The sequence below is a fragment of the Pandoraea pnomenusa genome, assembly GCF_040391475.1.
GTDB lineage: Bacteria > Pseudomonadota > Gammaproteobacteria > Burkholderiales > Burkholderiaceae > Pandoraea > Pandoraea pnomenusa_C.
The window spans coordinates 50,912-73,361 of record NZ_JBEBXS010000002.1; the positions used below are offsets into that span (position 1 = coordinate 50,912).

At 65.4% G+C, this 22,450-nt stretch carries 18 protein-coding genes; 12 read left to right on the top strand and 6 right to left on the bottom strand.

The window, feature by feature from the left end; all coding sequences use genetic code 11:
• Nucleotides 1–121 precede the first annotated feature (121 nt).
• On the bottom strand, nt 122–880 hold the full coding sequence (locus ABWO90_RS03005; RefSeq protein ID WP_353189719.1) for an SDR family oxidoreductase: 759 nt from the start codon (nt 878–880) through the stop codon (nt 122–124).
• Nucleotides 881–1,002: 122 nt separating this feature from the next.
• Nucleotides 1,003–2,478 carry an aldehyde dehydrogenase family protein gene (locus ABWO90_RS03010; protein WP_353189720.1) on the bottom strand — a complete coding sequence of 492 codons (1,476 nt, stop codon included), beginning with the start codon at nt 2,476–2,478 and terminating at the stop codon, nt 1,003–1,005.
• A 280-nt stretch (nt 2,479–2,758) separates the two neighbouring features.
• Here ABWO90_RS03010 and ABWO90_RS03015 point away from each other — a divergent pair, with 280 nt between their 5' ends.
• The 5 genes from ABWO90_RS03015 (at nt 2,759) to dapA (ending at nt 9,428) form a co-directional block, all read left to right on the top strand.
• A complete protein-coding gene (locus ABWO90_RS03015) occupies nt 2,759–4,195 on the top strand; it encodes an FAD-binding oxidoreductase (RefSeq protein WP_353189721.1) in 1,437 nt (478 codons plus the stop codon).
• Nucleotides 4,196–4,419: 224 nt separating this feature from the next.
• Nucleotides 4,420–5,463, top strand: coding sequence for an ABC transporter substrate-binding protein (locus ABWO90_RS03020; protein WP_353189925.1), 1,044 nt, complete (start codon nt 4,420–4,422; stop codon nt 5,461–5,463).
• Nucleotides 5,464–5,508: 45 nt separating this feature from the next.
• Nucleotides 5,509–6,630 (top strand): ABC transporter ATP-binding protein, encoded by a 1,122-nt coding sequence (locus ABWO90_RS03025; RefSeq protein ID WP_353189722.1) that lies wholly within the window; start codon nt 5,509–5,511, stop codon nt 6,628–6,630.
• 99 nt (nt 6,631–6,729) lie between these two features.
• A complete protein-coding gene (locus ABWO90_RS03030) occupies nt 6,730–8,445 on the top strand; it encodes an ABC transporter permease subunit (RefSeq protein ID WP_353189926.1) in 1,716 nt (571 codons plus the stop codon).
• A 71-nt stretch (nt 8,446–8,516) separates the two neighbouring features.
• Nucleotides 8,517–9,428 (top strand): 4-hydroxy-tetrahydrodipicolinate synthase, encoded by a 912-nt coding sequence (gene dapA, locus ABWO90_RS03035; protein ID WP_353189723.1) that lies wholly within the window; start codon nt 8,517–8,519, stop codon nt 9,426–9,428.
• A gap of 109 nt (nt 9,429–9,537) precedes the next feature.
• On the opposite strand, the gene ABWO90_RS03040 is transcribed toward dapA, so the two are convergent.
• Nucleotides 9,538–10,395 (bottom strand): IclR family transcriptional regulator, encoded by an 858-nt coding sequence (locus ABWO90_RS03040; RefSeq protein ID WP_353189724.1) that lies wholly within the window; start codon nt 10,393–10,395, stop codon nt 9,538–9,540.
• A gap of 165 nt (nt 10,396–10,560) precedes the next feature.
• Between ABWO90_RS03040 and ABWO90_RS03045 the strand changes: the two genes are divergently transcribed.
• The 5 genes from ABWO90_RS03045 to ABWO90_RS03065 all read left to right on the top strand — a co-directional run bounded on the left by ABWO90_RS03045 (nt 10,561) and on the right by ABWO90_RS03065 (nt 16,430).
• Nucleotides 10,561–11,745: an alpha-hydroxy acid oxidase gene (locus ABWO90_RS03045; RefSeq protein ID WP_353189725.1), complete on the top strand. Its 1,185-nt coding sequence runs from the start codon at nt 10,561–10,563 to the stop codon at nt 11,743–11,745.
• 102 nt (nt 11,746–11,847) lie between these two features.
• The gene (gene ppa / locus ABWO90_RS03050; protein ID WP_353189726.1) at nt 11,848–12,375 is read left to right on the top strand and encodes an inorganic diphosphatase; all 528 of its coding nucleotides are present in this window, start codon (nt 11,848–11,850) and stop codon (nt 12,373–12,375) included.
• Between the two features lie 196 nt (nt 12,376–12,571).
• The gene (locus tag ABWO90_RS03055) at nt 12,572–13,744 is read left to right on the top strand and encodes a GNAT family N-acetyltransferase (RefSeq protein ID WP_353189727.1); all 1,173 of its coding nucleotides are present in this window, start codon (nt 12,572–12,574) and stop codon (nt 13,742–13,744) included.
• Nucleotides 13,745–13,891: 147 nt separating this feature from the next.
• A complete protein-coding gene (locus ABWO90_RS03060) occupies nt 13,892–15,988 on the top strand; it encodes an NAD(+) synthase (protein ID WP_353189728.1) in 2,097 nt (698 codons plus the stop codon).
• 103 nt (nt 15,989–16,091) lie between these two features.
• On the top strand, nt 16,092–16,430 hold the full coding sequence (locus ABWO90_RS03065; protein WP_010805431.1) for a P-II family nitrogen regulator: 339 nt from the start codon (nt 16,092–16,094) through the stop codon (nt 16,428–16,430).
• Nucleotides 16,431–16,617: 187 nt separating this feature from the next.
• On the opposite strand, the gene ABWO90_RS03070 is transcribed toward ABWO90_RS03065, so the two are convergent.
• The 3 genes from ABWO90_RS03070 to trxB form a co-directional block, all read right to left on the bottom strand.
• On the bottom strand, nt 16,618–17,238 hold the full coding sequence (locus tag ABWO90_RS03070) for a trimeric intracellular cation channel family protein (protein WP_502922535.1): 621 nt from the start codon (nt 17,236–17,238) through the stop codon (nt 16,618–16,620).
• Nucleotides 17,239–17,292: 54 nt separating this feature from the next.
• The gene (locus ABWO90_RS03075) at nt 17,293–17,970 is read right to left on the bottom strand and encodes a Smr/MutS family protein (protein ID WP_353189730.1); all 678 of its coding nucleotides are present in this window, start codon (nt 17,968–17,970) and stop codon (nt 17,293–17,295) included.
• 133 nt (nt 17,971–18,103) lie between these two features.
• The gene (gene trxB, locus ABWO90_RS03080; protein ID WP_353189731.1) at nt 18,104–19,060 is read right to left on the bottom strand and encodes a thioredoxin-disulfide reductase; all 957 of its coding nucleotides are present in this window, start codon (nt 19,058–19,060) and stop codon (nt 18,104–18,106) included.
• 402 nt (nt 19,061–19,462) lie between these two features.
• On the opposite strand from trxB, the gene ABWO90_RS03085 reads away from it, so the two are divergent.
• Nucleotides 19,463–21,784, top strand: coding sequence for a DNA translocase FtsK (locus ABWO90_RS03085; RefSeq protein ID WP_353189732.1), 2,322 nt, complete (start codon nt 19,463–19,465; stop codon nt 21,782–21,784).
• A gap of 5 nt (nt 21,785–21,789) precedes the next feature.
• The gene (lolA, locus tag ABWO90_RS03090) at nt 21,790–22,440 is read left to right on the top strand and encodes an outer membrane lipoprotein chaperone LolA (RefSeq protein WP_353189733.1); all 651 of its coding nucleotides are present in this window, start codon (nt 21,790–21,792) and stop codon (nt 22,438–22,440) included.
• Nucleotides 22,441–22,450: the final 10 nt, after the last annotated feature.

The window sequence follows — 22,450 nt, forward strand, 5'->3', positions numbered from 1 at the left end:
GATCTCCTCCGGTTTGACGTTGTGTTGTCTATCGTTATGGTGTGAGTACGACAACTGCTACGGCAACTGCAGGTGCAACCGACTACAGGGACTTCAAGGACAGCGAAAAGCGGTGGATGGCTCAGATGCAACGCCCGCCGTCGACCTCGAGGCAGACGCCGGTGATGAAGGCGGCGTCGTCGCTGGCGAGATACAGGCACGCGTTGGCGATGTCCTGCGGCGTGGAAAAGCGTCCGAGCGGAATGCCTGCGAGGAACTTCGCGCGGTTCTCGGGCGTGTTGGGCACGCCCATGAATTCGGCGGTCAGGCCGGTATCGCCGATCACCGGATTGACGCAATTTACGCGGATGTTCTGCGGACCGAACTCGGCCGCCATCGCCTTGCTCGCGGTGATGACGGCGCCTTTGCTGCCGTTGTACCAGACGAGCCCCGGGCGGGGACGCACGCCCGCCGTCGACGCAATGTTGATCATCACGCCGCCGCCGCGCTGCTGAAAGTACGGGATGACGGCGCGCGCGCTCCAGAAGATGCTCTTGACGTTGACCGCATACACACGATCGAACTCGGCTTCGGTGACTTCGAGCAGCGGCTTGTTGCGGTGCGTGGTGCCCGCATTGTTGACGACGACGTCGAGATGCCCGAATCGCGTGACGGCCTCGTCGAGCAGGGTGACGTGATCGTCTTCGCGCGACACATCGCCGTAGACGAACGCAGCGCGCCCGCCGGCCTCGGCAATTTCCCCGGCGACGCGCTCGCCGGCTTCACGGTTCAGATCGTTGACGATGACGGCCGCGCCTTCGCGCGCAAATGTCCTGGCGATGCCTTCGCCGAAGCCCGACCCGGCGCCCGTGACGATGGCCACTTTGTCTTGCAAACGCATGCCTTGTCTCCTTCGTTCGTGAGTTGCTTCTTGGGTGCGAGGTGCTCGCGCCGGGTACGCACGCGCGGTCCGCTTCGGAGTACCCGGGTGGTTCGCGTGCGATGTGGGGCGGGCGGCGCGATTCAACCGTGCCGGATGGCCACGGTCTTGAGCGTGGTGAAGCCGTAGAGCGCTTCGAAACCCTTTTCGCGACCGTGTCCCGAGTGCTTCATCCCGCCGAACGGCAGTTCCACGCCGCCACCGGCGCCGTAGTTGTTGATGAAGACCTGACCGGCGCGAATGTTGCGCGCCAGTCGCATCTGACGGCCACCGTCGCGTGTCCAGACGCCCGCCGCCAGACCGTAGGGCGTACCGTTGGCCAGTCGCAGGGCATCCGCCTCATCGGTGAACGGCATGGCCGCGAGCACCGGGCCGAACACTTCTTCGTGGGCGAGGCGATGGGTCGGCGGCACGTCGCGCAGCAGCGTCGGTGCCTGATAGAACCCGGCCTCCGGCGCGCTATGCACGACTTCACCTTGCGACATGACCGCAATGCCGTCGTGTTGCGCTTCCGACAGGAAGTCCCACACGCGTTGTTGCTGGCGCGCGTTAATGAGCGGGCCGAGATCGAGGTCGTCCTGCGACGGCCCCACGCGCAGGCGTGCGAAGGCTTCGGCCAGATGCGCGAGCACGGTTTCGTAGGCGTCGCGCTCCACCAGCAGACGGCTACCGGCGGAACACGTCTGCCCGGCGTTCTGGACGATCGCGTTCACGACGACCGGCAGCACGGCGTCCATCTCGGCGTCGGCGAAGATGATCTGCGGCGATTTCCCGCCCAGCTCCAGCGTGACCGGCGTGTGGTTCTCGGCGGCCATTTGCGAGATCAGCGTGCCGGTGGCGGGCGAACCCGTAAACGAGATGTGATCGATGCCCGGGTGCCGGGCGAGGGCAGCGCCGGCCTCGGCGCCGTAGCCCGTCACGATGTTCAGGGCCCCCGGCGGCAGGCCTGCTTCGAGCGAGAGTTCGGCCACGCGCAGCAGCGACAGGCAGGCGTCCTCGGCGGGCTTGACCACGCAGGCATTGCCGGTCGCGAGCGCGGCGGCCACGCTGCGTCCGAAGATCTGGAGCGGGTAATTCCACGGAATGATGTGACCGGTCACGCCATGCGGCTCGCGCACGGTGAAGACCGTGAAGCCTTGCTGATACGGGATCGTCTCGCCGTGCAGCTTGTCCGCCGCACCGGCGTAGAACTCGAAGTAGCGCACGATGGCTGCTGCATCTGCACGTGCCTGCTTGAGCGGCTTGCCGGTGTCGCGCGCCTCGAGTTGCGCGAGGGCCTCCTGATGTTTGGCGAGGATATTGGCAAACGCATAGAGCACGCGGCCACGCTCGGCGGCGGCGGTGCGTCCCCAGTCGCCCTCGAACGCCGCGCGCGCGGCCTTCACGGCGCGGTCCATGTCTTCGGCGTCGCCTCGGGCAATGTCGGTGAAGGGCTGTCCGTCGGAGGGATCGATGACGGCGATGACCGCGTTGGCGGCGCTGGCGGAAGTGGCAGAACTGGCGGCGCGCTTTGCGGGCGCGATCCATTGATTGCCGATGAAGTGTGTAGCTTCGGGCATGTCGACGGCACCTCGTGTCAAGGGTGGAGCCATTATCACTTAACTCTCGAGGGCGTTGACCGCCGTATCGGTCACATCCGCATAAACACCTAAAACGATTGGAATGCAATTAAAGAGATTTTATTGCAATTTTTTCTCGCCTATCCTTGATTACATCGAATCGCCAGACGGGCAAGCGGTACGGTACTTCGGCTGTCGACACGAAAGCATCGAACCCACGCCGTCCGGCGCGTTCAGGGCAGTTTCGGGCACTTCCAGGTCATTCAGGAGCAGGCAGGCAATGAACGATGCAGTCACGCGCGACACGCTGATTTCCCGGTTGCAGGACGTACTCGGTGCGCACGGTGTGCTCGGCGACGCGCTTGACACTGCCGGTTACACGGAAGACTGGCGTGGCCGTTACCGCGGCGAGGCCTTGTGTGTGGCGCTGCCGTCGTCGACGTTGCAGGTCAGCGAAGTCGTGAAGTTGTGCGCGGCTGCTGGCGTGCCGATCCTGCCGCAAGGGGGCAATACGAGCCTGTGTGGCGGCGCGGTGCCACCGGCTGCAGGTCCGGCGCCGGTCATTCTCAATCTGGCGCGCATGCGCAGCATCCGGCACCTCGACGCGGCCAACGGATCGATGGTCGTCGAAGCTGGGTGCATTCTGAAAACCGTGCAGGATGCGGCTGCCGAAGCCGGGCGTCTGTACCCGGTCAGTCTCGGCGCCGAGGGCTCGTGCCAGATCGGCGGCACGCTCTCGACGAACGCCGGCGGTACGAGCGTGCTGCGCTATGGCAACACCCGCGAGAACGTGCTCGGCCTCGAAGTGGTGTTGGCCGACGGCACCGTGTGGGACGGCCTGCGCGCACTGCGCAAGGACAACACCGGCATCGATCTCAAGCATCTGTTCATCGGTGCGGAGGGCACGCTGGGCATCATCACGGCCGCGGCACTCAAGCTGCACCCGCTGCCCACGCATCACGCGCTTGCCTGGTTCGCGCCACGCGATCCGTCTGCGGCCCAGCAGATTCTGGGGATGTTCCAGAACGTGTGCGGCTCGCGTTTGTCGGCCTTCGAAATCATGAATCGACACCAGCTCGAACTGGTGCTCGCGAACGTGCCGAATCGCCGTAATCCGCTCACGGGCGCGCACGACTGGCATGTGCTCGTCGAGTTGGGCGACACGCGCGACGCCGAAGGGCTCGAAGCGGTGCTGACCGAAACGCTGGGCGAAGCGATCGAGCGGGGGCTCGTGCAGGACGCGGTCGTCGCCGCGAACGAGACGCAGCGCGCCGATCTGTGGGAAGTGCGTCACAGCGTGAGCGAAGCGAACAAGAAGGCGGCGATCGGCCTGACGACCGACTGCGCCGTGCCGGTCTCGAGCGTGCCCGAATTCATCGAAGCGGCAACGCGCGCCGTGCACGCGATCGTGCCCGGTCTCGATATCGCAGTCGTCGGCCACATGGGCGACGGCAACGTGCACTTTATTCCGATGTTCTCGTTCGACGACTGGGCGGCGCTGGCCGACAGCGCGTCGATGGGCGACGCGATGCGCGCGTGCGTGAACGACGTGGCTGCGCGCCTGTCGGGCACGTTCAGCGCCGAGCACGGCGTCGGTCAGACGGGGCTGCCGCTCATGGCGCGCTACAAGTCGCCGGCAGAGCTTGCGCTCATGCGTCGCGTGAAGGCGGCGCTCGATCCCGCGCAATTACTCAACCCGGGGCGCCTCGTTCCCTGAGCCGCTTCACCGCGCGATCACGCGCCCACCCAGTTTTGCCGTTTGTTTTGCCCTAACTGCGCGCGCGGCGGCTATGTCGTCACAGAGATCCGTCGCCGCGCCCACCCTCCCAGTGAAGACCGGAGACCATGATGAAACGCAAGACCTCCGCAAGCCCCAGCCACGCACTCGACACGACCACTGAGCACGGCGCGACGCTCGCACAACCGGGCCGCCGCACGGCCATGAAGACGGCGCTGCTCGGCGCCACGGCCGTGGCGTTCCCGTTCGTCTGGACGCCCTCGCGCGCCGCATCCAAGCGCATCGTGGTGCGCGACGACGGCGGCATCTACACCAAGGCCTACGACGCCGTGTACTACAAGCCGTTCGCCAAGGCGACGGGCATCGAGGTGGTCGGCGTGCAGGCCAACGCGGAGCCCACGGCACAGATCAAGAGCATGGTCGAAGCGGGCAGCTACACGTGGGACATGGCCAAGATCAGCCAGCCGGCGATCCTGCTGCTGACGTCCGGCGGCAAGGAGTATCTGGAGCGTCACGGTCTTGAATCTGACCCGACCATCGCCAAGATTCCGAAGCAGTACATGTCGCCGTTCGGCGTGGGCACCAACGTCTATTCGACGGTGCTGGCGTATCGCACCGATGCGTTCAAGGGCCGCAAGGCGCCGTCGTCGTGGGCCGACCTGTGGAACGTGAAGGACTTCCCGGGGCGTCGCTCGATTCGCAAGTATCCGTTCGACACCATCGAGGAAGCGCTGCTGGCCGACGGTGTAGCACCGGGGTCGGTGTATCCGTGCGACTTCGACCGCGCGTTCAAGAGCCTGGACAAGATCGCCAAGCAAGTCGCCGTGTGGTGGACCACGGGCGCGCAGGTCGAGCAGATGCTCGGTTCGGGCGAAGTGGACATGGTCGCCACATGGGCCTCGCGCGCCCAGTCGGCGCAGGCCAACGGCGTGCCGGTGGAAATCGTGTGGAACCAGAACGTCTGGGGCTGCGACAACTGGTCGATCCTCAAGGGCACGCCGAATGCCGCCGCGTGCCGCGAGTTCATCAAGTTCGCGAGCGATCCGAAGCGTCAGGCGGAACTGGTGAAGTACTTCCCGGCTGGCATGACGCAGCCCGAGGCGTTCAATTACGTGAAGCCGGAGATCGCCAGGAACTGCCCGACCTTCCCGGACAACATGAAGAGCGGCGTGCACATCAACGCGCAGTTCTGGCAACAGAACCAGAGCGCCGCGCTCGAACGCTTCAATCGCTGGATCCTGACCTGATCCTCACCTGCCGTTTTGTTTCATGTTTGATGGGGTGCTGATCTCATGACCATTGCCAATCTCCAAGTCTCGGGCCTGTCCAAGCGCTACGGCGATTTCGTCGCGCTGGCACCGACCGACCTCGATGTCGCCCAGGGCGAATTCCTGACCTTGCTCGGCCCCAGCGGCTCGGGCAAGACCACCTTGCTCTCGCTCATCGCCGGTCTGTCGCAGCCCGATGCGGGCGCGATCCGCATCAACGGGACCGATGTCACGTACGGTGCGCCGTACGAGCGCGACATCGGTATGGTGTTCCAGAACTACGCGCTGTTCCCGCACATGACCGTGGCGGAGAACATTGCCTTCCCGTTGCAGATGCGTCGCACCGACGCACAGGCCGCTCGCAAGATGGTCATGAACGCGCTGGAAATGGTGCATCTGCCGCATGTGGCGGAGCGCTATCCGCGCGAGCTTTCGGGCGGTCAGCAGCAGCGCATCGCGCTCGCGCGCTGCATGGTCTACCGGCCATCGATCATTCTGATGGACGAGCCGCTCGGCGCGCTCGACAAGAAGCTGCGCGATCACATGCAGCTCGAGATCAAGCGCATTCACCGCGAGCTGGGCACCACCATCGTCTACGTGACGCACGATCAGGAAGAAGCGATGACGATGTCCGATCGCATCTGCCTGATGAACGCGGGCGAAATCGCGCAGTTGGGCACGCCGGACGATCTGTACTTCCGTCCGAAGAGCGTGTTCGTGGCCGACTTCCTCGGCGAGTCCAATCTGCTCGACGCCACCGTGCTGGAGCGCGCCGGCGATCAGGTGCGGGTGGCGATGCCCGGCGTCGAGTTCGCGCAGGGTGCGAGCGGGGCCGGGGCGATGGTTTACGACCCGCAGGTCGAGCGCGGCCGAACGGTCAAGCTGATGCTGCGTCCGCAGAACCTGCACGTGCACGACGGCGAGCCGGCCGCCGACGGCGTGGCGACGATCTCGGCGAAGCTCACCGACATCATGGTCACGGGCGGCATGACCAAGCTGTATCTGCAATCGCCGGTCACGGGCAGCGACGCGGGCAAGTCGCTCGTGGCGGCGTTCCCGACGCATCGCCAGGGCAACCGTTTCGAGATCGGGCAGACGCTCGGCCTCGCGTGGCGCGCCGACGACGCCGTTGCGATCGCGGGGTAAGCGATGAGTGCCTCCGCCGTGGTTCGCCCGTCTTCCTCCCAACCCGCCCAGCCGGTGCCGCGTCGCGCGCGCTGGCGTGCGCGTGTGCGCCCGCTGCTCATGGCCGCGCCCATCGTCGTGCTGCTGGCGGTCATGCTGATCTATCCGGTCGGCCAGTTGCTGTTGCTCAGCATTCGCGGCGAAGCGGGCTTCACGCTCGTCGAATACCAGCGATTGTTTGCCTCGTCGGTGTATGTCGAGGTGTTGCTCATCACACTCAAGATCTCGCTCTATACGACCGTCTTCGCGGTGCTGACCGGGTATCCGATCGCCTATCGTCTCTCGACGTTGACCGGTGCACGCAAGCAACGGCTGCTGTTCTGGCTGTTGCTCTCGTTCTGGACGAGCTTTCTCGTGCGCACCTTCGCCTGGGTCGTGCTGCTCGGGCGGAACGGTGTGGTCAATCGCACGTTGCTCGATCTCGGCCTGATCGATGCGCCGCTCTCGCTGCTCTACAGCTTCCCCGCCGTGGTGCTCGGCATGGTGCATGCCCTAATGCCACTGGCCGTACTCACGATGCTCTCCGTCATGGAAAACATCGATCGGCGTCTGCCGAGCGCGGCGTCGACGCTGGGTGCGCGGCCGGGCACGGTGTTCTGGCGCGTCTATTTCCCGCTGTCGCTGCCGGGTGTGGCGGCCGGTGCGTTGATGGTGTTCGTCACGTCCATCGGCTTCTTCATTACGCCGACGCTGCTTGGCGGACGTCACGAAACGATGATTACGCAGCTCATCATCGATCAGGTGATGCAGGCCCTGAACTGGGGCTTTGCGGGCGCGATCTCGGTGTTGCTGCTGGCCGTGGTGCTGGTGGTGTTCTTCGTCTACGACCGCATGGTCGGACTCTCGACGATGGCCGGCGGCGCGGGCGACGTGAAGACCGGCAAGCGTCGTGGCGGCTGGAGTCGCGCGCTCGGCGAAACCGTACTCGCCACGCTGGGCACGGCCACCGATCTGCTGTTGCGCGCGATGCCGCGCCGCAAGGGCGCGGGCAGCGAGCCGGGCGACGGTCTGGCGCTGCGGGTAGTCGTCTTCCTGCTGGTGGTGTTCCTGGCGGCGCCGGCGCTGCTGATGATTCCGATGTCGTTCGACTCGGCTTCGGGACTGGCATGGCCGCCGAAGGGTTTCTCGCTGCAGTGGTATCAGCAGATCTGGGATTCGCCGCTGTGGATGCAGGCCGTGACACGCTCCATGCTCGTCGGTATTGGCGCCGGTCTGTTGTCGATGCTCATCGGCACGCCCGCCGCCTTCCTGCTGGTGCGTGGCGGCATGCGCGGCAAGTCGGCGATGCTCGCCTTCGTGCTCGCACCGATTGTCGTGCCGCGCATGATTCTGGCGGTCGGCGTGTTCTATTTCTTCGCCAGGATCGGGCTGGTTGGTTCGAGCGTCGGGCTCACGCTCGCGCACACCGTCGTGGCCGTACCGTATGTCGTCATCACCATGATGGCGGTGCTTCGCAACTACGACACGCGACTCGATCTGGCGGCGTACAGCCTGGGGGCGCGCCCGTGGGCGACGCTGCGGCGCGTGACCTTCCCGATTCTCGGCGCGGGCCTGCTGTCGTCGTTCCTGTTCGCGTTCGCCACGTCGTTCGACGAACTCACGATTGCGCTGTTCACCTCGGGCGGGCTGTCGACCACGCTCCCCAAGCAGTTCTGGGACGAGATCACGATGCAGATCTCGCCGGTGATCGCCGCCGTCTCCACGTGCCTGTTCCTTTTCATCGCCGCACTCATCTGGGTGGCCGAGCGCTTGCGCCGACGCAGCCTCGCGACCTGATGGTGAAGCGCACTTCACAACCCGTGCATCTTCCGATGCTTTCGAACTCACGAACCACGGACGTTTAACTCATGCTTCGCTCTGCACAACTCAAGGGCATCCTGCCGGCGATTCCCACGCCGGTGAATGCCGACGACACGATTCACGCCGACGCCGCGCGCGCGCTGCTGCGTTATCTCCTGAAGCAAGGCATCGACGGTGTGGTGCCGCTCGGCGGCACCGGCGAATACGGGGCGCTCTCGCGCGCCGAGCGCGTGCGCATGGCCGAACTCACCGCACAGGAGGTGCGCGAGCACGGCCGCGACGTGCCGGTGATCGCCGGCGTGCTCGACCCGGGCTATCACGACGCCATCGAAGCCGGCCGCGATTTCGCTGCCGCCGGTGCCGACGGCCTGCTCGTGCTCACGCCGTACTACACCAACCCGACGCAGGCAGGCATTCGTGACTACTTCCTGCGCTACGCCGACGAGTCGCCGCTGCCGATCCTGATCTACGAGATTCCGTATCGCACGCGCATTGCGATTGCGCCGGAAGTGCTGCACGAGCTTTCGCGTCACGAGAACATCATCGGCATGAAGGCGTGCAACACCGACATGTGGCACTTCCTGCGCACCGTGGCGGGCGTTGACGAGTCGTTTGCGGTGCTCAGCGGGGAAGACACGTTGTTCCCGCTGCATGTGGCGGCCGGTGCGCGTGGCGGGATCGTGGTGACGGCGTCGCTGCTGCCCACGGCATGGCAACGCATCTTCGCGCTGGCCTCGGAAGGCAAGACGGCGCAAGCGCTGGAACTGCATCGCTCGCTGATTCCGCTGATGAACCTGGCGTTTGCCGAGACGAACCCCGGGCCGATGAAGTCGGTGATGGATCTGATCGGCGTCGACGCCCCGTCCATGCTCGCACCGCTCGTGCCGCCCGCGGCGGCGCTGTCGGCCGAACTGCGCACGGAACTGACCCGTCAACTGGCGATTTTCGAAGGACGGTGATGGGGGGCTGCCGCCCGGCGGTTCGGGCGGCGGGCGCCTGATGCGCTGACTTGCCACGGGCGGATCGGCCGAATCCGTGTCCGGACCGGCCATCGACTCGACGAAGACTTCAGCGGCGGAACGTCGACAGTCGCGACTTCGAAATCGAGGTCGCGGCGACCTGGATATGCGGGGCGAGTTCGGCCTCGGCGCGCTCGCGTGTCCAGCGCGAGGTCGGCACGGAGATGTTGATGGCGGCCACGGCGTGACCGTCGTGGTCGGTGATCGGCGCGGCGACCGAGATGTCGCCCATCACCGTCTCGTTCTCGATGATGGCGTAGCCGCGTCGTGCCGTGGTCTGGATTCGGTCGACGAGCTTCTTCTGGTCGGTGAGCGTGTAGGGCGTCATCGGTTCGAGCGGCGCGCTCGCGAGGATCTCGCGCACGCGGGTATCGGGCAGGCGCGACAGGATCGCGATGCCCGACGCCGTGAACAGCGCGGGCAGCCGCGCGCCGACCACGATATCGATGTTCACCAGATGCTGGCCGGGAAAGCGCGCGACAAACACGATCTCGTGGCCGTCCAGCTCTTGCAGGTTGGTCGTCTCGCCCACGCGACGACTGATGTCGAGGAGATAGGGCGACGCCTTGTCGACCAGCTCGTTCGCACGAATGTAGTTGTACGAGAACTGCAACACCTTGGTCGTGAGGCCATAGGTGCGGGTCTCGGGCACGCGGTAGAGATAGCCGAGCGCTTCGAGCGTATGCACGAGGCGTTGGGTCGCGCTGCGGTCGAGGTCCGCGGCCTTGGCAATGTCGCCGAGCGTCATGTAACGCGCCGGGCCGTCGAAGGCGTGCAGCACCTGAAAGGTCTTCTCCGTCGAACCGACGAAGAGCGACGAACGCGGCGCGGCGGCCGGGACGTCGCCGGAAGTGGGGACTGCGGTGTCTTCGACCGCGTGGGACGACCGGGCGGATTGGCGCGGCATGGGGTGCGTAGGTATGTTCGGATTGTAATGATTTTGATTGTAATGCAATTGTTTGTGCCCAGGTCGTGAACTTTGCCCCGGCAACGAGGCGCGGAACCAGTGGGACCAGCGGAACCAGTGGAACGGGCGGCACGGACATGCGCAGACATCGGGATAGGGGGAGCAATGCACGCGTTTTCCTGCGTGGAGGATTACCGCCGGGCCGCCCGGCAACGGCTGACGAAGCTGGCGTTCGATTATCTGGAGGGCGGGGCCGAGGACGGCGACGCGTTGCGACGCAATCGCGAAGCGTTCGCGCAATGGGGCTTTTCGCCGCGCGTGATGACCGACACGTCGCAATGTTCGAGTGTCACCACGTTCTGGGGACGCCACTCGGCCGCGCCGATGGTGGTCGGGCCGACGGGCCTGAACGGCCTGTTCTGGCCGCGCGCCGACGAGTTGCTTGCGCGCGCCGCCGCCGACGCGGGGCTGCCGTTCGTGCTGTCGACGGCATCGACGTCGTTGCTCGAAGACGTGCGTGCGGCGGTGCCCGATGGCGAACTCTGGCTGCAACTGTACGTGCAGCAGGATCGCCGGATTGCCGAGAGCATGATGCGCCGCGCGCGCGAAGCGGGCTTTCGCACGCTGTTGCTCACGGTCGACACGCCGGTGCACGGCAAGCGCGATCACGACGTGCGCAACGGCTTCAAGCTGCCGCTGCGCTTCACGCCGCGTCTCGTGGGCGATTGTCTGCGGCATCCGCACTGGACCTGGCAGATGCTCTCCCACGGCGCGCCGCAGTTGCGCAACATTGCGAAGAGCGTGGGTGAGCGCGCCGATCTGGCGCGTCACGCCGCGATGCTCAGCCGGCAGATGGATCTTTCGCTCAGTTGGGACGACCTCGCGTGGGTGCGACGTCACTGGCCGGGCGAGGTGCTCGTCAAAGGCATTCAGACCGTGGATGATGCGCGACTGGCGCAGGCGCACGGCGCAGACGGCATCGTCGTGTCGAACCACGGCGGGCGGCAACTGGGCAGCACGCTGGCGCCGCTCGAGGCGCTGGTGCCGATTATCGAGGCGGTCGGCGCAGGTGGTCCCGCCATGGCGGTGTTCGTCGACGGCGGCGTACGGCGCGGGGCCGACGTGGCCAAGGCCGTGGCACTCGGGGCCAAAGGGGTGCTGCTTGGCCGTGCGCCGTTGTACGGCGTGGCCGCGCGCGGCGGCTCCGGTGCGGCCGGGGTGCTGACGCTGCTGCTCGGCGAGCTGCAGACGACGATGCAACTGCTCGGGTGCGCCAGCGTGGACGAACTCACGCCGCAGCGGCTGGCCCGGCTGCCGGCACTGCCGGGAAATCGGGCAAACCCGCTATAATGTTCCGCGCCCGATTGCCGTCGGGCGGCGTGGCATCCGGCCGATTGGCGGGCGCGCGCGCCGCGCGGCGGCACGCCCATTTTCATACACAGGAATGCCATCATGAGCTTCAACCACGTGCCTGCCGGTAAGGACATCCCCAACGATTTCAACGTCATCATCGAGATCCCGGCGCAAAGCGACCCGGTGAAGTACGAAGCCGACAAGGATCTGGGCCTGCTGGTCGTTGACCGCTTCATCGGCACGGGCATGCGTTACCCGGCCAACTATGGCTTCATTCCGCAGACGCTCGCCGGCGACGGCGACCCCGTCGACGCGCTGGTCGTCACCCCGTTCCCGCTGCTGGCCGGCTCGGTCGTGCGTTGCCGCGCGCTGGGCATGCTCAACATGACCGACGAATCGGGCGTGGACGCCAAGCTGGTGGTCGTGCCGGTCGACAAGATCTGCCCGATGACGGCGCACATGAAGTCGATGGACGACGTGCCGGGTTACCTCAAGGACCAGATCAAGCACTTCTTCGAGCAATACAAGGCGCTCGAGAAGGGCAAGTGGGTCAAGGTCGAAGGCTGGGAAGGCATCGACGCCGCCCACAAGGAAATCGTCGACGGCGTGGCCAACGCCAAGAAGTGATGCTTCGCGACGTTTCGTGATGGTTGTACGAAACGCCGCACGTCGACATCGAAAAACCCGGCTGCGCGCCGGGTTTTTTGTTGCCCGTCTGAAAGCGCCGTCAAGTTCGGCGACAATGGCAACCAGTTCGGTTTCAACGCGGTATCCACGCCAGGGGCGTGGCGTTCGACCCGCAGATTCGCAGACGAGGTGAGCAGTGAGCAGCGACGTAGTCATTCGTGTCGTACATTCCATCGAAGACGTGCCGGCCGACGCGTGGAATGCGCTCGCGCAGGGCAATCCCTTCGTGCAGCATGCCTTCCTGAACGCGATGCACACGAGCGGATGCGCAGCCAAGCGCACCGGCTGGCAGCCGGCCTATCTGCTCATGCACGCGGGAGATCCGTCAGACGACTTCGCCGGCGCAACGTTGCTGGGGGCCATGCCCCTCTACGTCAAATCGCACTCGCGCGGCGAGTATGTCTTCGATCACGCGTGGGCCGACGCGTTTGCGCGTCACGGCCTGAACTACTACCCGAAGCTGCTGTGCGCCGTGCCCTTCTCGCCGGTGACGGGACCGCGTCTGCTCGCGCGCACCCATGCGGACCGTGTTGCGCTCGCACGCGGCGCGATTGCGTTTGCAAGGCAGGTCGAGTTGTCGTCGATTCACGTGCTGTTCACCCACGATGACGATCTGGCCGCGCTGACTGAGGCGGGCTACCTGTTGCGCGAGGGCGTGCAGTTCCATTGGGAGAATCCGGGCTTCGCCGCGTTCGACGACTTCCTCGCGCAGATGAATCAGGAAAAGCGCAAGAAGCTCAAACAGGACCGGCGCCGCGTTCGCGAGGCGGGGGTGACTTACCGTTGGCTGCGCGGTGCACAGATCGATGATGCCGCACTCGACTTCTTCTACCAGTGCTACGAGAACACCTATCGTGAGCACTGGAATGCGCCGTATCTGAGCCGGGGGTTCTTCGGGCAGGTGCACGCCACGATGCCCGACGCGCTGCTGCTCGTGATGGCCGAGCGCGAGGGCGAACCGCTTGCCTGCGCGCTCAACGTGATCGGTGGCGACACGATGTACGGCCGCTACTGGGGCACGACGGACTTCGTCTCCGGCATGCACTTCGAGACCTGCTACGCGCAGGGCATCGAATACTGCATCGCCCACGGGCTGCGCAGCTTCGAGGGCGGCGCGCAGGGCGTGCACAAGATGTCGCGAGGGCTGTTGCCTACGCCTACGTGGTCGGCGCATTGGATCGCGGATTCGCGCTTTGCCGACGCCATCGCCGAATTTCTCGACGCGGAGACGACCGCCATGGACGAGCATATCGGCGAGCTTGAGGCGCACACACCGTTCAAACGCCCGGCATCGGACGGTTCGCGCTGAGTCCCGCGCCGCAGGCCCCGGCAAGACGGGGCCTCGCGTAATATACTGGCGTTCTCACGTCCGCCGCTCGCGCCGGGCGGGCGCGCCAAGCGAGGCCGCCCCGCCTGCGACGGGCTGGCACATGGGCGATGCCTGGTAGCCGCCGACATGACCAACCGATTCCTCAATCTCTATAACCACGATTTCGCGCGTGTGGCCGTTGGTGTGCCGCAATGCCGTGTAGCCGATCCCGCCTATAACGCCGAGCAGACCATTGCGCTTGCCCGGGAAGCCGACGCCGCCGGGGCGGTGCTTGTCGCGTTCCCCGAATTGGGGATTCCCGCTTACAGCTGCGAGGATCTGTTCCAGCAACGTGCGTTGCTCGACGCGTGCAACGCTGCGCTGGCCGATATCGTGGCCGCGAGCCAGGCGTTGGGGGCGGCGCTGATCGTCGGCATGCCGGTGCGGGTGCAGCAGCGTCTGTTCAATTGCGCGGTCGTGGTCGCACGCGGGCGCATCCACGGCGTGGTGCCCAAGACCTATCTCCCGAACTACAGCGAATTCTACGAAGCGCGTCAGTTCAACGCGGCGGACGATGCCGGCGTCGATACCGTCACGCTGCTCGGCAACGACGTGCCGTTCGGTTCGCTCATCTTTGAAGCCGCCGACCAGCCGTTGCTGCGTTTCCACATCGAGATCTGCGAGGACGTCTGGGTGCCGGTGCCGCCGTCGTCGTTCGCGGCGCTGGCGGGCGCGACGGTCCTCGTCAATCTGTCGGCATCGAACGTCGTGGTGGGCAAGTCGGCATATCGTCATCAGCTGGTCGGTCAGCAGTCGGCACGCTGTCTTGCGGCGTACCTGTACACGTCGGCCGGGCAGGGCGAGTCGACCACCGATCTCGCCTGGGACGGTCAGGCCCTGATTTACGAAAACGGCGACATGCTCGCCGAGTCGGACCGTTTCGCGAGCGAGTCGCATCTGATTTTCGCGGACGTCGATCTGGAGCGGCTCGCCCGCGAGCGCATGCATCAGACGACGTTCGGCGTATCCGTGCGCCGTCATGCCGACGAGGTCGCGCGCTTTCGCACCGTAAAGGTCGACGTCACGATCCCGCGCGACACCGAATTGCCGCTCGCACGCGTCGTGCCCCGCTTCCCTTACGTGCCGGCCGATGCGCAACGTCGCGACGAGCGCTGCCACGAGGTCTACAACATCCAGGTGCAGGCGCTCATGCAGCGCCTGGCATCGTCCAATATTCGGAAGGTCGTGATCGGCGTGTCCGGCGGTCTCGATTCCACGCATGCGCTGCTCGTGTGTGCGAAGGTGATGGATCGCCTCGGACTGCCGCGTACCAATATCCTCGCGTACACGATGCCGGGGTTCGCGACCAGCGAGCGCACGCTGCGTCAGGCGCGCGAATTGATGGACGCGGTCGGTTGCACGGCGCGAGAGATCGACATCCGACCGAGCTGCATGCAGATGCTCAAGGACCTCGATCATCCGTTCGCGCGCGGCGAGGAAGTCTACGACGTGACGTTCGAGAACGTGCAGGCGGGCGAGCGCACCAATCATCTGTTCCGTCTGGCGAACCATCTCGGCGCGATCGTGATCGGTACCGGCGACCTGAGCGAGCTGGCGCTTGGATGGTGCACGTACGGCGTAGGCGATCACATGTCGCACTACAACGTGAACGCCAGCGTGCCGAAGACGCTCATCATGCATCTGGTGCGCTGGGTGGCCGAGACCGGGCAGTTGGGCGGCGCGGCGTCGGCCCAGGCCGTGAAGTCGTCGAAGGGCGCGGCGCATCGCAACGTCCTCATCGATATTCTCGAGACGGAGATCAGCCCGGAGCTGGTGCCGGGCAAGGCCAACGGCGCGCCCGAGCAGCGCACGGAGCACTTTATCGGGCCGTACGAGTTGCAGGACTTCAACCTCTACTACACGCTGCGCTTCGGCTACGCGCCGCGCAAGGTCGCGTTCCTGTCGTGGAGTGCGTGGCACGATGCGTCCGTCGGCCGTTGGCCGGACGAGGGCCATCTTGCGCGCCATGCCTACGACCTGGTGGCGATCAAGCGGAATCTGCGGATCTTCCTCGACCGGTTCTTCCGCACCAGCCAGTTCAAGCGCTCGTGCATTCCGAACGCGCCGAAGGTCGGCACGGGCGGCTCGCTGTCGCCTCGCGGCGACTGGCGCGCGCCGAGCGATTCGGAGTCGGTGGTGTGGCTGGCGGACCTCGATACGGTGCCCGACGACCCGCATGCCTGAGCCCGCGTCGGGCGTGGCGCGCTGTCATCGGCGTGCCGCCCCCGGCCCGGTACAATAGCCCGGCGAATTTACAGAACAATCCAACCAAGATATCGAGGCGACAATGAAACGCGTAACTGCCATCATCAAACCCTTCAAGCTCGACGAAGTGCGTGAAGCGCTGGCCGAAGTCGGCGTGACGGGTCTGACTGTCACGGAAGTGAAGGGCTTCGGCCGCCAGAAGGGCCACACGGAGCTGTATCGCGGCGCCGAGTACGTGGTCGACTTTCTGCCGAAGATCAAGATCGAAGTCGTGGTGAGCGCCGCGCAGGCCGAGCAGGTCATCGACGCCGTGCTCGGCGCCGCGCGCACCGGCAAGATCGGCGATGGCAAGATCTTCGTGACCGACGTGGAGCGCGTGATCCGCATCCGTACCGGGGAAGAGGGCGAACAGGCGGTCTGACGGCCGGCCCCGACCGGTGACGCGACGCGCCAGCGGGCGCGAAGGCGGTGCCGGGGGAAGCGGGGGAGGCAGGGGAAGCGGGACCTGGATGGATCGAGAAGGGCGACGGCTGCGCAAGCGGCGTCGCCCTTTTGGCGTTTACGGGCGATGTCGCGGCCGGATCAACGTCACTTCGTGAGGGATCCGGTCATGACTTGAGGCGGACGTCGAATGCCACCGTGATCAGGCGAACGAAAATGACCGACAGCGCGCTGATCGACAGGGTATATAGGGGATCGAGGTCCGCGTAGGTCAGCGCAATGTAGATCCATCCGCCGATGAAGGCACACACGGCGTACGGGCGCGTATCGCGCAGTACCAGCGGCACTTCGTTGCAGAGAATGTCGCGCACCACGCCGCCGCCCACGCCGGTAATCACGCCCATCATCACGGACATGAACGCCGACATGTCGGTCTGCAAGGCGAGCGAGGTGCCGGACGCGCTGAAGAACCCCAGGCCGATGGCGTCGGTGATGAGCAGCACACGCTCGGTCGCCACACGCGAGACGAGCTTCATGACACCGGAGGTAGACAGGGAGAGCACGAGAATGATGGCCGTGTACCACTGATGCTGCACCCAGTAGAACGGGCGGTGGTCGAGCAGTACGTCGCGCAAGGTACCGCCGCCGAAGGCGGTAGCGAAGGCCAGCACGAACGCGCCGACCGGGTCGAGATGCTGCTTGCGGGCTTCGGCAAAGCCGGAGATGGCGCAGGACATTACGGCGATGGCCTCCATGATGGCCAGGACCGTATGCAACTGGGCGCTCATCTCATGAATCATCGGCGAATCCTGTGAGTGAAACGTCGTGATCCGCGGCGTTGCTTACCCGCGCGGCGACCGCGTCTGTGCAGCCTGGAGCAATACTACCAGCGCACCGCCCCCGCCGTCGCGTCCTTGTGCCTGTGCCCAGGCGAGCACTTCGTTCTTTTGCGCCAGCCAGCCGCGGACCTTGTCCCGGAGCACGGGCTCGCGGTTCACCGAGCCGAGGCCCTTGCCGTGAATCACGCGCACGCAGCGCAGGCCGCGCTTGACGGCGTCGTGCAGGAACGCGGACAGCGACTCGCGGGCCTCGTCGCGACGCATGCCGTGCAGGTCGATCTGCGCCTGCACCACCCAGTCGCCGCGTTGCAGCTTGAGTACGGCGTCCTGACTGATCCCGGGGCGGCGATACGACAGGCGGTCGTCGGTATCGAGCAGTGCTTCGGGGTCGAACTCGTCCGAGAGCGATTCGAAGAGCACGGCCGCTTCGTCTTCCTGCGTCTGGCGTGCCACCGGCTCGGGTGGGCGACGCGGATGCTCGACGCGATTCGTCGCGCCCTTGCCCGCGATCGGGGCGATGTCGCCGATGCTGTCGCGGAACACGTTGGCATCGCGCTTGGCCTGGGCGGCACGTTTGGCGGCGGCCACGCGCTCGGCTTCGCGCGCGGCGGTTTCCTTGGCGAGCGACTCGCGAAGGCTGGCGAGATCGCCGAGGCTGAGTTTCGGTGGCTTCTTGCTCATGGTCGTGCGAACAAGGTCAGTGACGGATTAGCGACGGACGGACAAAACGACAACGGCGCCCGCGCTGCATGAAGGATCGGACAAGTCCGGAAGATTCACACAACGAGGGCGCCGCCACACGGCGCGGCGTACGTTACTGGTCGAGGTTTTCGAGGTAACGCTGGGCGTCGAGTGCGGCCATGCAGCCCGTGCCGGCACTGGTGATGGCCTGACGGTAGATATGGTCCTGCACATCGCCCGCGGCGAACACGCCCGGCACGCTCGTGGCCGTGGCGTTGCCGTTCAGGCCGCTGTGCGTGACGATATAACCGTTCTTCATCTCCACCTGGCCTTCGAAGATGTCCGTATTCGGCTTGTGACCGATGGCGATGAACACGCCGTGCAGGCCGATGTCTTCATGGGCGCCGGTCTTCACGTTCTTGATGCGCACGCCGGTCACGCCGGAGTCGTCGCCGGTCACTTCGTCGAGCACGTGGTCGTACTTGAGTTCGACCACGCCCTGCTTGGCCTTCTCCAGCAGACGGTCGATCAGGATCGGCTCGGCGCGGAACTTGTCGCGGCGGTGGATCACGGTGACCTTGCTGGCGATATTGGAGAGGTAGAGCGCTTCTTCGACGGCCGTGTTACCACCGCCGACCACGCACACTTCCTTGCCCTTGTAGAAGAAACCGTCGCACGTGGCGCAGGCCGAGACACCGCGGCCCGAGAAGGCATCTTCGGACGGCAGGCCGAGGTACTGCGCCGAGGCGCCGGTGGCGATGATCAGGGCGTCGGCCGTGTACTCGCCGGCGTCGCCGATCAGGCGCAGCGGGCGCTCGTTCAGGTGCACCGTATGGATGTGATCGAAGATCATCTCGGTGTTGAAGTGCTCGGCGTGCGCCTGCATGCGGGCCATCAGTTCGGGGCCTTGCACACCGGTCGGGTCGCCGGGCCAGTTCTCGACGTCCGTGGTGGTCATCAACTGACCGCCCTGGGCTATCCCCGTGATCAGGACGGGGTTGAGGTTGGCGCGCGCGGCGTAGACGGCGGCGCTGTAGCCGGCGGGGCCGGAACCGAGAATCAGGACTTTTGCGTGCTTGGCGACGGACATGGACGGACTCACCGGAAAGGGGGTAGGGGCTGGCGCCGGCCCCGGTCGCTCGAACGCGGCATCGGGACTGGCGCAAACCGACATTATAAAGGGCCGACGTCGTTTCGTTGATGGAGCCTGCCAATCGTCGCGATAGCCCAGGCGGGACGCCCGGCGCATCGCGCGCATGAAAAGCGGCACAATGGCCGCGATGGCAGGACACACTCCGAATTTGGGGGCAGATGCACGGGATGCAAGGCACCGTCGTGCGGCATGCTCTCGGCGAAGGGTGACCGAACGGCCCGGGAAGGCCCGGCGTTACTGCTTGTCACCTTTTCCTGCATTAACGAATGTAATAGTTGTTTACAATGGAGCCTTGCCGCGCGGCAGGCCGCCCGTCTGCCCGCCCAACCCCATGGCTTGATGACGACGAAATCTTCTTATTCTGCTGGTGCCGGATCGTCGTTGCCCAATCGGGTGACGCACCTTTTCCATGAAATCCGCTGGATGGCGCAGGTCGCGCTGATGGTGTTCCTGTTGATGGCGCTGTTCTCCTACAGCCGTCTGGACCCCAGCTGGACGCATGCGGCGCACGTGGAGCGCATTGCCAACTGGGCGGGGCGCGTCGGCGCCTGGGTGGCCGATATGCTGCTGCTCACGCTCGGCCTGTCCGCCTATTGGCTGGTCGTCTTCATCGGCCGGCGCGTGGTGTCGGGCTATCGCCGGATTTCCGCCAGACGTGAAGCCCCCCCGCTGCGCGAACGTCTCGCCAGCGGCGGCTGGGTGGAAATCGTCTCTTCCCTGATGGTGCTGCTCTCCAGCGCCGGTATCGAATCGCTGCGTCTTTACCGCTTCAAGGTGCAACTGCCGCGCGCGTCGGGCGGCGTGATCGGCGAAACCGTCGGCGGCTTCTTCCAGCATGCGCTCGGCTTTACGGGCGGCACGCTCGCGCTGCTGCTCATCTTCGCCTTCGGGCTGTCGTTGCTGTTCCATTTCTCGTGGCTGTCGGCGGCAGAGAAGCTCGGCGCGCTGATTCTCGATACGGGCACGGTGATTCGCCGCCGTCGCGAGGCGCGTCAGGACCGTCGTATGGGCGAGGAGGCGGCCATCGCACGCGAGGGGGCCGTCGTGCAGAACCGCGTGCGTGCCGAGGTGCATGAGCCGGTGCAGATCGTGCCGCCGGTCAAGGTCGTGCCCAAGAGCGAGCGCGTGGAGAAGGAGAAGCAGGCGCCGCTGTTCGCCGATCTGCCCGACTCGATCCTGCCGCCGCTCGCCTTGCTCGATCCGGCGCCGGCCGCACAGGAAACCGTTTCCGGCGAGACGCTCGAGTTCACCTCGCGTCTGATTGAGAAGAAGCTCAAGGACTTCGGTGTCGAGGTCAGTGTCGTGGCTGCCTATCCGGGGCCGGTCATCACGCGTTACGAGATCGAACCGGCCACGGGCGTGAAGGGCAGCCAGATCGTGAATCTGGCGAAGGACCTGGCGCGTTCGCTCTCGCTGGTGTCGATCCGCGTGGTCGAAACCATCCCGGGCAAGAATTTCATGGGGCTCGAGTTGCCGAATCCGCGCCGCCAGACGGTGCGCCTGACGGAGATTCTGGGCTCGGAGATCTACAACGATTCGCCGTCGCTGCTGACGCTGGCACTCGGCAAGGACATCGGTGGCAAGCCTGTCGTGGCCGACCTGGCGAAGATGCCGCACTTGCTGGTCGCGGGTACGACCGGTTCGGGCAAGTCGGTGGGGATCAACGCCATGATCCTGTCGTTGCTCTACAAGGCGACGGCCGAGCAGGTGCGCCTGATCCTGATCGACCCGAAAATGCTCGAAATGAGCATGTACGAGGGGATTCAGCATCTGCTGTGCCCGGTGGTCACGGACATGCGTCAGGCAGGCCATGCGCTGAACTGGGTCGTGGCCGAGATGGAGCGCCGCTACAAGCTCATGAGCAAGCTCGGCGTGCGCAATCTCGCCGGGTACAACAACAAGATCGACGACGCGGCCAAGCGCGAAGAACACATCCCGAATCCGTTCTCGCTTACGCCGGACGCGCCGGAACCGTTGCAGCGTCTGCCGTACATCGTGGTCGTGATCGACGAACTGGCCGACCTCATGATGGTCGTCGGCAAGAAGGTCGAAGAGCTGATCGCCCGTATCGCACAGAAGGCGCGTGCGGCGGGTATTCACCTGATTCTGGCGACGCAGCGCCCGTCGGTCGACGTGATCACGGGGCTGATCAAGGCGAACGTGCCCACGCGTGTGGCGTTCCAGGTTTCCTCGAAGATCGATTCGCGCACCATCCTCGACCAGCAGGGTGCCGAGACGCTGCTCGGCATGGGCGACATGCTCTACATGCCGCCGGGCACCGGCTTGCCGCTACGTGTGCATGGGGCGTTCGTGGCCGATGACGAAGTGCATCGTGTGGTCGAACGGCTCAAGGAGCAAGGCGAAGCCAATTACGTCGAAGGCATTCTGGATGGTGCTGCCGAAGGCGAAGATGGTGGTGTCGACGGCGCGGGTGGCGGAACTGGCGAGGGCGGCGGCGAGTCCGATCCGCTATACGATCAGGCCGTTGCCGTGGTGCTCAAGCAGCGCCGTGCGTCGATCTCGCTGGTACAGCGGCATCTGCGCATCGGCTACAACCGCGCGGCGCGTCTGCTCGAACAGATGGAACAGTCCGGCGTGGTGTCGGCAATGGCGAGCAACGGCAACCGGGAAATTCTGGTGCCCAATCGCGAAGGAGAATAAGCAACATGCTGGGATTCAAGCGAAGCCTGCCGCTCGTGGCGGGCGCCGTCGGTGTGACGTTGGCCGCGTTGGTCGCGCCCGCGTATGCGAGCGGCACGGCGCAGCTCAAGGCGTTTGTGGCGCAGGTCAAGTCGGCGCGTGGCGAGTTCGAGCAGAAGCAGGTCAAGGGCCAGCAGGACGGCGCCATGAAGGTGACGAACACGGCCTCGGGGACCTTCGAGTTCTCGCGTCCGGGCCGCTTCATCTGGCGTTACGTCAAACCCTACGATCAGTTGCTGCAGGCTGACGGCGAGACGCTCTACATCTATGACAAGGATCTGAATCAGGTGACCGAGCGCAAGCTCGGCGCGTCGCTGGGCGCGAGCCCTGCCGCGATCCTGTTCGGCAGCAACGACATCGAGAAGAATTTCTCGCTCAAGGATGCCGGCGTGAAGAACGGCATCGACTGGGTGGAGTTGAAGCCCAAGTCGCAGGACACGCAGTTCCAGCGCGTGGGCATCGGGTTTCGCGACGGCAATCTTGCCGCGATGGAGCTTTACGACGCGTTCGGTAACGTGACCTTGCTGACGTTCGACAAGATCCAGAAGAACCCGCCCATGCCGGCAGATAACTTCAAGTTCACCGTGCCCAAGGGGGCCGATCTGATCAAGGGGTGAGCGTCGCGCG